This window comes from Imperialibacter sp., from assembly GCF_048007035.1.
In the GTDB taxonomy this organism is placed as follows: Bacteria; Bacteroidota; Bacteroidia; order Cytophagales; family Cyclobacteriaceae; genus Imperialibacter.
In genome coordinates this window covers 2883453-2896733 of the sequence record NZ_CP180355.1, presented here as the reverse complement: position 1 = coordinate 2896733, position 13281 = coordinate 2883453, and the positions used below count along the sequence as shown (strand labels likewise).

Below are 13281 nucleotides of genomic sequence, written 5' to 3'. Positions count from 1 at the left end.
AAGTGGCGGCTGGCTTCCCAGTAACTACTTGCTATTGGTTGTCAATTTCTCTCCGGTGCCAAAACCATGTCAAGCTTCACGTCATGCTGTTCCGCTACGTGGATCTCTTCCAAAATAGGTAGCAGAGAGAGTCCTACTTTTTCTATTGCGGGGGAAATCGAAGAAAGAAACCCATCATAAAACCCTTTGCCATAGCCAATACGGTTCCCGTGTTTGTCGGCTACCAGAAGCGGCACAAAAATCACCGTGCAGAGCGAAGGATCAGCCGGAGGAGCATTTACGGGCTCTGGAATCCCCCATTTACTGGTGTTGAAATGTGTTTTGTCGTCAAACCAAACGTGAGACAGGGTGCCTCTCCCAGTGTCGGTAACGGACGTCATCGTGCGAATCCCTTCCTGCCACAGCCATCGAATGATGGGCCAGGTGTCTACCTCTTTAAACTTCTCTATCGGCAAAAAAATATGAACCGGACCACCTCCGATCAGTGCTGCATTGCTTTTCACCTGCTTAAACAGGCTGTCACAAGCCATCCGCCACTCTTCCTGGCTTAGTGCTTTTCTCTTCTCAAGGTAAATTTTACGAAGCGCCGGTTTGTCCATTGAAACTTATTCTTCCATAAAAATATGGAAGGAAAAGTCGAATGCATCAAATCCGTTGAGGAACTCGTCTAAAATAGCAGGATTGGTGAGGTAAAAGTTGAGGAAGTTGTCGTGGCGCTCCTGCAAGGAGCCTCCCGGGAAAAGCTTTTCTTTAATACTTTCAATCTGGTTGATTGCCACCGCCTGATTATTCTCTTCGGCCTTTTGCAGCTTTTTCTCCATGCCTTCAAACTCCTGTAGCAGCCGGGTTTCCTGCTTGCCCATGTAGCCATCCAGCGTTTTATCAATGGCCACTGCTTTGGCTTTCACCTGCTCCATGAGCTTCGCAAAAGCTGCTTTCTCTTCTCCCAGCAGCAGGTCATTTTCGGAGTTCTCCCTCACATACTTCTTCCTGATCTCATGCCCTTCCATAAACAGATCAGCAAGCTTCAAACCCAGTTTTTCAATTTTACTTGCCTGGCTTTTTTGCACCACCAGCCCAAAATTGCGGGGCATCAGCATGGGGAAAGGTAGCTGATAGTGATCGAAAACAGCCTTGAATTGCAGCCAGTAGGCTACCTCAGCCGGGCCACCTATATAGGCCAGATTAGGGAGAATGACCTCCTGGTACACGGGCCTCATGATTACATTAGGGCTAAATTTCTCCGGGCTTTTTTCCAGCAGTTGCCAGAGCTCTTCCCTTGTGAACGACAGGTCAGTATTGTTTACTTTGTAGATGCCGTCCTCTTCTATAATCCTGTCCCGGTGGATGCTGTTCAGGTAAAAGAAGTTGATTTCCCGGGCATGTACCTGCGTCTTAAAGCCAGCATCGTCAAGTTTTTTAGTGGTTTCATCTACCAGCTTGCCCGACACATGCTCTTCAATATCTTTTTTGATGATCGGAGCAAAAATCCTTTTTAAATCCGGGTGATCCCCATCCACCATCACAAGACCTTCATGACCGAATAGCTCATTCACATAGTATCGAACGGCATCAGCCAGGTTGCTGTGGTCAAGATAGGCTTTTTCAAAAACAGGAGCCTTGTCTGGCATCTCATCCAGCACCTTGCTCAACGACTGAGGCATAAAACGCCCTACGGCACCTTTTTGATCAGTTTCCCAGGTATATTTCTTGCCGTACAAATAACAATAGCTAATCTCCTCAAAGTCGTGATCCTCAGAAGCAGCCCAGTACACCGGCACAAAGTGGTAGTCGGGGTACTTTGCTTTTAGTTGTTTACAGGCATCTATCACCGTCACAATTTTGTAGATGAAGTACAAGGGCCCGGTGAAAATATTTAGCTGGTGCCCGGTGGTGACGGTAAATGTGTTTTCTTCAGAAAGTGCGTGAATATTCTCTCTCAGCCTGGGCGACATATCCAGCGCACCATACTGCTCATTGAGTACTGCCTCCAGCCTTAGCCTGTTTTTTTTTGGAAAAGCCTTTTTCAGCGCTATCTGTTTCTCAGCATTTTCAACAGAGGGATAGTATTGATAAAAGTCTTTTAGCGACTCATTTTTTGCCAGGTACTCCAAAAAAATAGGAGAGAACTGTCCAGTCTCTCCCAGGGATATTTTTTCTACTCTCATTTCAGGTTACAACAATTCTCCAAACAAATCGAATTCGGCAGCATCATAAATCTTAACTGTGGCGAAGTCGCCAATACGTAAATAATTTTCTTTTCCATCAATGATGACTTCGTTGTCAACTTCGGGTGAGTCATACTCTGTTCGACCGATGAAATTACCACCTTCTTTGCGATCCACCAACACTTTAAAGGTCTTGCCTATTTTCTGCTGGTTCAGCTCGTAGGAAATGGCTTCCTGAACCTCCATAACGGCATCGGCCCGTTCTTGTTTAACATTTTCAGGAATATTGTCTTCAAAGCTATATGAGTGGGTGTTTTCCTCATGTGAGTAGTTGAATACCCCCAGCCTGTCAAACCTGGACTTTTGCACAAAGTCCATCATCTCTTCAAAATCTTCCTCAGTTTCGCCCGGGTGCCCGGCAATCAGTGTGGTGCGGATGGCAATGCCGGGTACTTTAGAACGCATGGTGGCCAGCAGGTCTTCGGTTTTCTCCCGGGTGGTGCCCCGCCTCATCATCTTCAACATGTTGTTAGAAGCATGCTGAAGGGGGATATCTACGTAATTACAAATGTTAGGGCGCTCTGCCATTACATCAAGTGCATCCATAGGGAAGCCAGCCGGAAATGCGTAGTGCAGACGGATCCAGTCGATGCCATTGACATCCGAAAGGCGCTGAAGCAATTCAGCAAGGTTTCTTTTCTTGTACAAATCCAGGCCATAGTAGGTTGAATCCTGCGCAATGAGCAAAAGCTCCTTGGTGCCGTTTTTGGCTAAATGAGCCGCTTCTTTCACTAACTCCTCAATAGGCCGGGAAATATGGCCGCCACGCATCAGCGGTATTGCGCAGAATGAGCACGGTCTGTCGCAACCCTCCGATATTTTCATGTAAGCGTAGTGAGCGGGGTTGGTGAGGATTCTCTCGCCTACCAGCTCGTGCTTGTAATCTGCCTTGAACTCCTTCAGCAGCCTGGAAAGGTCTCTCGTCCCAAAATAGGCATCCACTTCCGGGATCTCCTTCTCCAGGTCGTCCTTATATCTTTGCGAGAGACAACCCGTCACATATATCTTTTCAACCAGCCCTTCCTTTTTCGCATCTACATAGCGCAGAATGGTGTCGATGGATTCTTGCTTAGCATTGTCAATAAAGCCACAAGTGTTAATCACAACCACATTGGAATCGTCATCCTCAGATTCGTGCACAGCGTCGATTTCGTTGCCCCGCAGTTGGGTAAGCAAAACTTCCGAATCAACAGAGTTTTTGGAACACCCCAGGGTAACGATGTTCACTTTCGTATTTTTTAGTCCTTTAGTTTTCAAATGTCAGATTGGATTTGGCCACTGGTTTCCTCGAATTCGGTCTCTATCTTCCAATGGGCTCGCAAGTTAACAATTTCCTGTGGTGTTAGTTCCCCGTTGGCAAAAGTGTTGCGTTTAGTATGATAGCTCCTATTCAAATTTGGAATAGGGTTAGGTATCCAACAATAAATTCTATTTTTGCCGTTGGGTTAGTTCATATGATCTTGAAGAAATTTTCCTGGCATCTTTGGTTATTAATTTTTGTGTTGGGCTGGTCTGCCTGTGCACCCGACCCGTCCTGCTCGGATATTTACCTGCCTTATGTAACGGCAAGCTTTTACACGGTTAACGACGCTGGTGTTGAAACCGTTGAATCTGTTCAGCTTGACTCGCTTTGGGCCGATGATGCCGATACATTACTTTATGCCGACACAACGCTTTCTATTTATGGATTATACGTCAATCCGGAAGCAGCGAGCACCACTTACCATTTCTGCCTCAACGATACGTGCAACTCAGTGACCTTTGCCTACGACCGAAAGGAATACCTGATTTCGCCAGACTGCGGCCCCCGGTTCAGGTTTCAGAATCTTACGACTGAATTTGAAGGCTTTTACGACTCCGTCATTGTAAACAAGCCAGAACTTACCCTACTTGGAGAAGTCAATGTTAAAATCTACCGCTAGCCAACTTTTGTTTTTTCTGATGCTGCTGCCAGCAGTCAGCTGGGCTCAGGACGAGGACTGGCGTCCGTCAGCGGTTAGAGTGGGAGCAGACGTTTTCGGGCTTGCAAAAACAGCCCTGACCGATGGTTACAACCGGCAGGAAATTCAGGCAGACATTGATTTAAATAAATACTTCTTTGTGTTGGACCTGGGCAGGGAGGAGATAGACAATTCGGCAGAGGGGTTTACACACACCACCAATGGCACATTCTACCGGGCCGGGGTCGACGTTAACCTGACTCCTTACAACCCAAACAAAGACGTTGTTTTTTTCGGGCTAAGATATGCGCACGCCACTTTCGACGAGTCGCTGGCTTTCGATTATGCGGTGCCGTACTGGGGCCCTGCCAGTGTCGACGTGGCTAACGTTGGCCTCAAGGCCCACTGGATAGAGGCTGTGTTTGGCATGAAAGTGAAGGTGTGGAAGCAGTTTTATATGGGCTACACCCTAAGAGGGAAGTTTGGCCAAAAGACAAAGGGAGCAGAAACGCTCATTCCGTATACTGTGCCCGGTTATGGGGTAGTGACCAGTGGCGGAAATTTTGGTTTCGGTTACCACATCTACTATAAGCTGGCTTTCAGGGACAAAGCCGTTCCCTTGCGGCCGAAGGATTCCAAGAAAAAGCTAAAGTAGCGCCGGGCCGCTTAGTTGCGGGTAAAGAACGACTCCACAAAAGCCATTTTGTTGAACACCTGCAGCTCCTCCATTTTCTCACCAACACCAATATACTTCACCGGAATCTTGAACTGATCTGAAATACCAATAACGACACCTCCTTTGGCGGTGCCATCCAGCTTAGTGATGGCCAGAGACGTAACATCCGTCGCTTTTGTAAACTCCTGCGCCTGAATAAAGGCGTTCTGTCCTGTGCTACCATCAAGCACCAGCATTACTTCGTGTGGAGCATCCGGAATAAACTTCTGGATTACTTTTTTAATCTTCGAAAGCTCATTCATCAGGTTCACTTTGGTGTGAAGGCGACCTGCCGTGTCAATAATAACAAGATCGGCCTGTTCATCTACACCTTTTTTCACTGCATCGAAAGCCACTGAAGCCGGGTCGGTATTCATGCCATGCTCCACCACAGGCACGCCAACCCGCTCTCCCCAAAGCTTGATCTGGTCTACAGCCGCTGCCCTGAAAGTGTCAGCTGCACCCAGTATCACTTTATATCCTTTTTGCTTGAACTGATGTGAAAGCTTGCCAATGGTAGTAGTCTTGCCGACACCGTTGACACCCACCACCAGGATCACATACGGCTTTTTGTCTTTTGGCAATTCAAAATCTTCAACATCCTCAGTGTTGTTTTCGGAGAGCAGCCCGGCAATCTCCTCCCTCAGAATGACGTTAAGCTCAGAGGTGCCCAGGTACTTGTCTTTGGCTACCCTCGCCTCCACTCTGTCAATTATTTTTACTGTGGTTTCAATGCCAACATCTGACGATACCAGCACTTCCTCAAGCTCGTCGAGCACATCTATGTCTACCGTCGACTTTCCGGCTACCGCCTTGCCGAGCTTCGAGAAAAAATTCTCCTTCGTTTTTTCCAGTCCTTTGTCCAGCGACTCTTTTTTGTCCTTGGACATGAATCCAAATAAAGCCATATATAATAGGGTTGCTTATTGACTGTGGAGTTGCACAATGAGTATCTCCTTTAGCCAACGGAAAATACAAATTACAAACTTAAACCACCGGAAAATGATTCTCCGTTTGGTTAATATTGAAAAAATAATGGAGGTGCCAGGAGCTGGCCTCCATCTCTTGATAACAAAAAAAGTCCCATGAAGGGACTTTCTTGTCAATAAGTACTGTTAACTAGCTTATTTCGCTAGTGTATCTTTTACGAGGTCAGCAGGAACCATTTCCTCACGGAAAGTATATGCACCAGTTTTCTCAGACCTTACAGCCTTGATCACTTTCGCATAGGTTTTGCCACCTTCTTTCTTCAGGGTTGCAACTACTTTCTTTGCCATGATTATTTAATTTCTTTGTGGACAGTATACTTACGAAGTATGGGGTTATACTTCTTCATCTCAAGTCTTTCAGGAGTATTTTTCCTGTTTTTTGTGGTAATGTGACGTGACGTGCCTGGTAGACCAGTCGTCTTGTGCTCTGTGCACTCTAGTATTACCTGAACTCTATTTTTGTTCTTAGCCATGACTATTCTATTCTTCTAGCTTAAAATACTACGTTGCCCTTAGCTCTCGCCTTTTTCAAAACAGCGCTGATACCATTCTTGTTGATGGTTCTTAAAGCAGTTGATGAAACCTTCAATGTAATCCAAAGATTTTCTTCAGGGATAAAAAAACGCTTTGTGTGCAGGTTTGGGTAAAACTTGCGCTTCGTTTTATTGTTTGCATGAGAAACATTGTTTCCCACACGTGTGCTTTTTCCGGTTATCTGACAAACTCTCGCCATTGTCTTATAAGTGTATTTTTGAAATGGGTCTGCAAATATCGGAAAAATTTGATTACCAACAAACGAGGGTGAATAATTATGCATCTTTTCTTTTGTAGTTGTAAGGGCAGTGCCTGCACCCGCTCTTGCAACAATAGCCTCTTTTCAGGTGGTATTCCTTTGTAAAGACAAGGAACCCCTCTTTGGTGTGGTAGTAATCTTCGGTCTTTAACCCGTACTCAACCTTCTTTGCTGATTCTTTCTCCATCGCCTTTTTCGGTCTAGGGGCTTTTATTTACCTTTGAAACCCTGCCCAACAGGCAATTGTTCAATCCTAAAGTCAAAGATATGATCAAGACAATGAGTAGCAAAGAAGCGATGGAGCTGGAAAACAAGTATGGAGCGCATAACTACCATCCGTTGCCGGTCGTACTTTCGAGGGGAGAAGGAGTCTTTGTGTGGGACATTGAAGGGAAGAAGTACTACGATTTTCTTTCGGCCTACTCAGCTGTCAATCAGGGGCACTGTCATCCAAAAATCATTGGCGCTTTAAAAGAACAGGCGGAGACTTTGACGCTGACGTCGAGGGCCTTTTATAGTGATGCCCTTGGTGCCTTTCAAAAATATGCCACTGAATATTTTGGCTTCGAAAAAGTGCTGCCAATGAATACTGGCGCTGAAGGCGTCGAAACTGCACTTAAAATTTGCCGGAAGTGGGGTTATGAGAAGAAAGGCATTGCTGCCGACCAGGCAAAAATCATTGTCTGCGAACAAAATTTCCATGGCCGCACCACTACTATCGTGTCTTTTTCCAGCGATGAGGGGGCCAGAAGAAACTTTGGGCCGCTTACGCCTGGCTTCGTAAAGATACCCTATAATGACATCGAAGCTTTAAAAGAAGCCTTGAAGGATCCCAATGTTGCCGGGTTTCTTGTGGAGCCTATTCAGGGTGAAGCAGGAGTTTACACACCAGCCGACACCTATATTAGAGAAGCCGCTGCTTTGTGCAAAGCCAGCAATGTTCTTTTCATTGCCGATGAAATTCAAACGGGCATCGCCCGCACTGGCAGTTTGCTGGCAGTTTGCGGCAACTGCTCGTGTGAAGGCAATTGCGAGCGACAGCCTGCAACTTATACAAAGCCTGATATTCTCATCTTGGGCAAAGCCATGTCGGGTGGTGCTTATCCGGTGTCTGCCGTTCTTGCCGATGACCGTATCATGGATGTGCTCACCCCAGGCACTCACGGGTCTACCTTCGGTGGCAACCCACTGGCATGCAAGGTGGCCATGGCGGCGCTCGACGTTGTAAAAGAGGAAAAGCTGGCGCAGAATGCCCGCCAACTGGGGGCGATCTTTCGTGAAAGAATGAGCAAGTTCATAGCGACAACGAAGCTTGTGAAAATGGTGCGGGGCAAGGGACTGCTCAACGCCATTCTCATCAACGATACAGAAGACAGCAGCACTGCCTGGGATATTTGTGTAGCTCTTAAAGACAATGGCCTTTTGGCCAAGCCAACCCATGGCAACATTATTCGGTTTGCCCCCCCATTGGTAATGACCGAAGAGCAGCTTCACGATTGTTGCGACATTATCGAAAAAACAATTCGGGAGTTTGAGCAAAAAAGCTGATTGGTAAACTACAGCTGCGATTTGTTTTTATATGTGAGCAACAGGCTTGGCTTATACCCCATAAGGGGCATTTGCAATTCCATGTTGCTCATCTACCTTTATGGGTTTACAGCCAACTGCTAGTATGAGCCTAAGGGGAGTATTATTTTTTATTTTCTTGCTTTTGAGGGGGGCAACCCTATTGGCGCAAAATGCCGAACTCGACAGCCTGGAGAAAGCTTTGCCACGCCAAACGGGCAACGACAAAATATCCACCCTCAACGCCATTTCCTGGCACTACCGGCAGGCAAATACAGAAAAAGCCATGGAGTTTGCTAAGTCTGCCCTTGGCTTATCGCAATCAGCAAATTATCTGGAAGGAGAAGCATTGTCACTTCAATCGGTTGGTGCTGTTTATGAAGCCACCAGCAACTTTGACAGTGCGCTGCATTTCTTCAACAAGTCCCTGGCCATCAAGCAGGCACTTGGTGACACTACCGACATCGCCGCATCACTCAACAACATAGCCATGGTGTATGACCAGCTCGGCAAAGATGAAATGGCGCTGACCAACTACTTTCAGGCTCTAAGGATGTACGAAGCCGTCAATGACCTTTTCTCCGAAGCCATGGTACTTGGCAACATTGGCATTGTCTACAAAAAACAAAAGGACTATGACAAAGTGCTCACTTACTACGAGCGGGCCCTGGAAATTTACGAAAACGAACAATCGGTTTTCGGCTCATCAGTGGTGCAGGGAAACATCGCCTCGATTCTTATTATTCTTGGAAACTACAATCAAGCCATTGAGGTTGCTAAAAAATCGCTCCAGGGTTATGAAAGCCTCGGATACAGCAGGCTCATGGCCTACCCACTAGGCAACCTGGCAATCGCTTATGACAGCCTGAAAGAGCTTTCGGTTGCCCGTGACTATTACATACAGGCACTAACACTGCATAAAGAAAATAACAACACGGCTGAAGTTTCCTTCACACTAAAGAACCTTGCAGGCAACGAGCTGGCGTCGGGAGAGTACACGAAGGCACTGGCTCACGCCACGGAGGCGTATGAGCTGGCCTCAGTCACCAAAGCTAATGACGTGCTGATGCAGGCATTGGTAATAATTACAAAGTGTGAGCAGCGGTTGGGCAACTACCAGAAGGCATTTACCTATCAACAACAGTACATAAGCCTACGAGACAAAGCCTTTGAAGAAGAAAAGACGAAGGCAACATTGGAGCTTGAAGCGAAATATGAAACTGAAAAAAAGGACCAGGAGCTTGAGCTGCAACGCCTGTCTCTTGTTGAAAAGGATCTTGAGATTCAAAAAAGCAGGGTCGCCCAGCTGGCACTTGGAGGCGCCTTACTTTTGCTTTTCGTATTCGGCCTGCTTGTAAGAGCGAGAACCAAGCTTAGCTACCAGAGAAAGTTGGATGAGGAAAAACTGGCTAAGCAAGAGGAATTGCTAAGGGCCGTGATCAGCTCAGTGGAGGGTGAAAGAAAGCGCTTTTCCGAGGACTTGCATGACAGTTTTGGCCAGCTTATTTCGGTATTGAAAATCAACGTCGATTCACTGTCGGCAGCACCTCCTTCTGCCTCAGCCGACCGCCAGCGAATGTTTGACCAATCGGTGTCGGTGCTCAACGACATGTATGGTGAGTTGAAAAACGTATGCTTTAACTTAATGCCAAAGGCGCTGATTCAACACGGACTGCCAGTTGGTGTCAATGAGTTGGTGTCACGAATCAATCACACAGGAAAGCTCCGTGCGGAAAGTCATTTCTTTGATCTGGATAATCGGCTAGTCGATATTCAGGAAATATCCTTGTACCGGATTGTGCAGGAGTGGACGAACAACATCCTCAAATATTCCGATGCCAAAAATATTTTTATTCAAATCACACGTGATGAAGAGGAAATAACGCTTACCATAGAAGACGACGGCATGGGCTTCGACGAAAAAATACTAAAAATGGGCGAGGGAAACGGGTGGAAAAACTTGCAGTCACGCACTAATCTGATGAAAGGCACAATTGATCTGGACACAGCCACAGGCCGAAAAGGTACTATGCTGACGGTGAACGTTCCGGCTATTCTAAAGAGAGATCAATCGAAAACAGACGCTGATAAAGTGGAAGCATTACTTACCTATGCGCTGTTTTAGTAAGGGCTGGTACGTAGTGCAAAATCACCTGCCGGGGGGATGTTGAAAAATTGATTGCCTGACTAATTTTCAGACATGAAGCCTTTCAGCAATATTTCCTCTAAATTCATCCGGAAGTTTAGCGGAACTAGAAAAATGAATAGAACAAAGGTGTACCTGGTCGATGACCATGCCATCCTCATGGATGGTGTCAAGTCGTTGCTCAATGCTACCGATGAGTATGAAGTGGCTGGCACAGCTTCTACCGCCGAGGATGCATTGAAATACCTTCAGAATGAACCGGTTGATATTCTCATTTCGGACTACAGCTTGCCTGGAATGGACGGCCTGGGGCTGGTAAAAGTGATGCAACGCATAAAACCGGAAGTGAAAATCCTCATTATGAGTATGCACGATGAAGCACATCTGGTAAAAGAAATTCTAAAGGAGGGCATTAAGGGTTACTTGCTAAAGAAGGACTCACAGAAGGAGCTTATTGCGGCACTTGACCAAATAAGAGCTGGCAGAACTTATCTGAGCAATGAAATCAACACGTTGCTGATCCAAAATTTACAAAACCCCGATGAAGGAAAACTGCTCACCGAACGGGAAAGGGAAATACTGAAGCTGATTGCGAAAGAATACACGAATAAGGACATTGCTGAAGAACTGTTCATTAGTGAACGCACAGTGGAAACTCACCGCAAAAATATCTTTCGCAAAACCAAGACTAACTCATTGGTCGGGTTGATCAAGTTTGCCTATGCCAACAACCTGGTGTAAAAAAGGCCAAATCAAACTGTGACTTTTGGGCTTCCTCCTGATTATACAGGTAAAAAGCCATGAAAATCACCCGAAAAGTAAACCAGGAGCCAGTCAATACAGGCTCAATGGCGGACATCGCCTTTCTGCTTCTCATATTCTTTCTTGTCTCCACCACCATCCTTCAGGAGAAGGGATTCATGATCACCTTACCGCCAGATCAGGAGAAACAGCCTGTGATGCCTGTGAATGATAGAAACCTCTTCAAAATAAGCATCAACTCCAAAAACGAATTCCTGATTCAGGACGAACCCAGGCAAGGCCTTGTCGGGCTCAGGGAAGAGCTGAGAATGTTCATTTTGAACCCCACCGCAGCAAGCGACCTGGCTGAATCGCCCAAAAAAGCAATCATATCCCTGAAATCGAATCGTGGCACCGATTACGCTGCATTCATCGCTGTACTCGATGAACTAAAGGGTGCTTATTACAACATTTATGGAGAAAGGGTTGGACTGTCTGGTGACGAGTACCGTCACCTCGACCTGGACGATCCCCGGCAGCTAGCCTTGTATGAGAAAGGAAAAGAGGGGATTCCTATGAATATATCCATTGCCGAACCAAACAAATAGCGCCATGAAGTCATTTAAACGAAAGACCGTTGTGAATGCCGAGATTTCTACGGCGTCGCTTCCTGATATCGTCTTCCTACTGCTGTTCTTTTTTATGGTAACGGCTGTTATCAGAACCGACGAAAACCTCGTGAAGTACGAAGTGCCCAAGGCGAAGCATATCAACAAGGCTGAAATGAAGACCCTCATCAGGGAGCTTCAGGTGGGCTTGCCAGCCAATGCCCGACTAGGCACGGAGCCGTTGATTTCCGATGGAAGCCACTATTTGAAGATCAACGAGTTGGTACAGTGGGTCAACCAGGAAAAGGCTACCTTACCGGAGGCATACAAAGATCAGATGATCATTGTGCTGAAGGCTGATGAAGCAGTGAAGATGGGGTTGATCGCCGATATACAACAGGAACTACGGAAGTCGAATGCGAGAAAGGTGCTGTACAGGTCAAAGGAAAATATTTAGAATCCTCGGGCTCTCTTCAGCTTCACTATTCTGTCATAAGATTGCTTGATTCTGTCTTTTGAGATTTCGCCATTTTCCACCTTGCTTCGGATGATCTGATGGATTTGCTTCGCCGAATACCTTTCTGTTTGGCCCACATTATTGCAAATCAGCAGCATGTCTACTCCTGCGTTGATAGCCAGCTCAATGGCTTTGTCCATGCCATAGTGTTTGCTGATGGCATGCATCTGCATATCATCGGAGAAAACAACGCCGTTAAACCCGATGAAGTCCCTGAGGATGTTTTGAACAATTTTCTTTGAAAGTGTGGCTGGCAGAGAATCAGGATCGAGGTGTGCATTCACAATATGCGCCGACATCACGGCATCCAGGCGGCCGTTGTCAATAAGCAACTTAAAAGGTCTGATTTCGTCAAATTGCCAGCTATTGCTCACGTCGGCCATACTGCTGTGCGTGTCCTTGCTGGAGCTGCCGTGGCCGGGAAAGTGCTTGATGGAAGTGACAATGCCTTCCTCCTGATGTGCTTTAATGAAAGCAGCTGCATGCAAGGCCACTGAATCAGCATTGCTGCTGAAAGACCTGCCGAGCTTTACGATGACCGGGTTGTCGGGATTCACCGCTACATCCACCGACGGAGCAAAGTTAAGGTTGAAGCCCAATTTTCGCAGCTGGACTGCCATGCGCTTGGCCTGGACGTACGTACTGTCGGGAATGCCCTGCTTACCCAATTCTTGCGCCGACTTCGTTGTGACAAACCCATATTTCGGCTTCAGGCGGTTGACTCTTCCACCTTCTTCATCAATGGCAATCCACAAAGGAATAGCTGACGCATATTTCAGTGTGTTGTTGAGCTGCCGGAGATTTTCAGCTGTATTGGTTTTGGTCAGGTTTTTCTCAAAATAGATCACTCCACCCACCTTGCCATCTTCAATGGCCTGCAGCAGCAAATCTCCCTTTTTAATAGATTGCCTTTCCTCCAAACCAATCATGATCATTTGGCCAATCATGATATCGAGGCTGTCTGTTTGGGAAAAGGTTTTGGAAGAAAAAATGAATATACATAAGAAGAAAAACAATCGTTTTTTCATAAAGCGTATC

16 protein-coding genes are annotated in these 13281 nt (G+C 46.5%); 7 read left to right on the top strand and 9 right to left on the bottom strand.

The window, feature by feature from the left end:
- Positions 1 to 41 precede the first annotated feature (41 nt).
- From ACMVP2_RS12425 to rimO, 3 genes are read right to left on the bottom strand one after another with little or no spacing between them, the layout of a single operon-like run.
- Positions 42 to 599 carry a 5-formyltetrahydrofolate cyclo-ligase gene (locus tag ACMVP2_RS12425; protein WP_416867918.1) on the bottom strand — a complete coding sequence of 186 codons (558 nt, stop codon included), beginning with the start codon at positions 597 to 599 and terminating at the stop codon, positions 42 to 44.
- A gap of 6 nt (positions 600 to 605) precedes the next feature.
- Entirely contained in the window at positions 606 to 2168 is a 1563-nt protein-coding gene (gene bshC / locus ACMVP2_RS12420; RefSeq protein ID WP_416867917.1) for a bacillithiol biosynthesis cysteine-adding enzyme BshC, read from the bottom strand.
- A gap of 6 nt (positions 2169 to 2174) precedes the next feature.
- On the bottom strand, positions 2175 to 3485 hold the full coding sequence (gene rimO / locus ACMVP2_RS12415) for a 30S ribosomal protein S12 methylthiotransferase RimO (protein WP_350092130.1): 1311 nt from the start codon (positions 3483 to 3485) through the stop codon (positions 2175 to 2177).
- Positions 3486 to 3688: 203 nt separating this feature from the next.
- Between rimO and ACMVP2_RS12410 the strand changes: the two genes are divergently transcribed.
- Together ACMVP2_RS12410 and ACMVP2_RS12405 are read left to right on the top strand one after the other, a co-directional pair.
- Entirely contained in the window at positions 3689 to 4150 is a 462-nt protein-coding gene (locus tag ACMVP2_RS12410; protein ID WP_317489225.1) for a DUF6452 family protein, read from the top strand.
- A complete protein-coding gene (locus ACMVP2_RS12405; protein ID WP_416867916.1) occupies positions 4131 to 4823 on the top strand; it encodes a DUF6048 family protein in 693 nt (230 codons plus the stop codon). The genes ACMVP2_RS12410 and ACMVP2_RS12405 overlap by 20 nt, the downstream gene beginning before the upstream one ends.
- A gap of 11 nt (positions 4824 to 4834) precedes the next feature.
- On the opposite strand, the gene ftsY is transcribed toward ACMVP2_RS12405, so the two are convergent.
- The 5 genes from ftsY to ACMVP2_RS12380 form a co-directional block, all read right to left on the bottom strand.
- A complete protein-coding gene (gene ftsY / locus ACMVP2_RS12400) occupies positions 4835 to 5791 on the bottom strand; it encodes a signal recognition particle-docking protein FtsY (protein WP_339785282.1) in 957 nt (318 codons plus the stop codon).
- Positions 5792 to 6007: 216 nt separating this feature from the next.
- Positions 6008 to 6160, bottom strand: a complete 153-nt coding sequence (locus ACMVP2_RS12395; RefSeq protein ID WP_151997712.1) for a DUF4295 domain-containing protein — start codon at positions 6158 to 6160, stop codon at positions 6008 to 6010.
- 2 nt (positions 6161 to 6162) lie between these two features.
- On the bottom strand, positions 6163 to 6345 hold the full coding sequence (gene rpmG / locus ACMVP2_RS12390; protein ID WP_151997711.1) for a 50S ribosomal protein L33: 183 nt from the start codon (positions 6343 to 6345) through the stop codon (positions 6163 to 6165).
- A 20-nt stretch (positions 6346 to 6365) separates the two neighbouring features.
- A complete protein-coding gene (rpmB, locus tag ACMVP2_RS12385) occupies positions 6366 to 6605 on the bottom strand; it encodes a 50S ribosomal protein L28 (protein WP_151997710.1) in 240 nt (79 codons plus the stop codon).
- A 76-nt stretch (positions 6606 to 6681) separates the two neighbouring features.
- Complete coding sequence (locus ACMVP2_RS12380; RefSeq protein ID WP_317489229.1) at positions 6682 to 6852, bottom strand: DUF5522 domain-containing protein; 171 nt, start codon at positions 6850 to 6852, stop codon at positions 6682 to 6684.
- Positions 6853 to 6932: 80 nt separating this feature from the next.
- Here ACMVP2_RS12380 and rocD point away from each other — a divergent pair, with 80 nt between their 5' ends.
- From rocD to ACMVP2_RS12355, 5 genes are all read left to right on the top strand, one after another.
- A complete protein-coding gene (rocD, locus tag ACMVP2_RS12375; protein ID WP_339785289.1) occupies positions 6933 to 8213 on the top strand; it encodes an ornithine--oxo-acid transaminase in 1281 nt (426 codons plus the stop codon).
- A gap of 124 nt (positions 8214 to 8337) precedes the next feature.
- On the top strand, positions 8338 to 10356 hold the full coding sequence (locus ACMVP2_RS12370; protein ID WP_416867915.1) for a tetratricopeptide repeat-containing sensor histidine kinase: 2019 nt from the start codon (positions 8338 to 8340) through the stop codon (positions 10354 to 10356).
- 135 nt (positions 10357 to 10491) lie between these two features.
- The gene (locus ACMVP2_RS12365; RefSeq protein ID WP_339785295.1) at positions 10492 to 11118 is read left to right on the top strand and encodes a response regulator transcription factor; all 627 of its coding nucleotides are present in this window, start codon (positions 10492 to 10494) and stop codon (positions 11116 to 11118) included.
- A gap of 59 nt (positions 11119 to 11177) precedes the next feature.
- Positions 11178 to 11726: an ExbD/TolR family protein gene (locus tag ACMVP2_RS12360; protein ID WP_416867914.1), complete on the top strand. Its 549-nt coding sequence runs from the start codon at positions 11178 to 11180 to the stop codon at positions 11724 to 11726.
- Between the two features lie 4 nt (positions 11727 to 11730).
- Positions 11731 to 12183, top strand: a complete 453-nt coding sequence (locus ACMVP2_RS12355; protein WP_416867913.1) for an ExbD/TolR family protein — start codon at positions 11731 to 11733, stop codon at positions 12181 to 12183.
- On the opposite strand, the gene ACMVP2_RS12350 is transcribed toward ACMVP2_RS12355, so the two are convergent.
- Positions 12180 to 13271 carry a glycoside hydrolase family 3 protein gene (locus tag ACMVP2_RS12350; RefSeq protein ID WP_416867912.1) on the bottom strand — a complete coding sequence of 364 codons (1092 nt, stop codon included), beginning with the start codon at positions 13269 to 13271 and terminating at the stop codon, positions 12180 to 12182. The genes ACMVP2_RS12355 and ACMVP2_RS12350 overlap by 4 nt on opposite strands.
- Between the last annotated feature and the right edge of the window lie 10 nt (positions 13272 to 13281).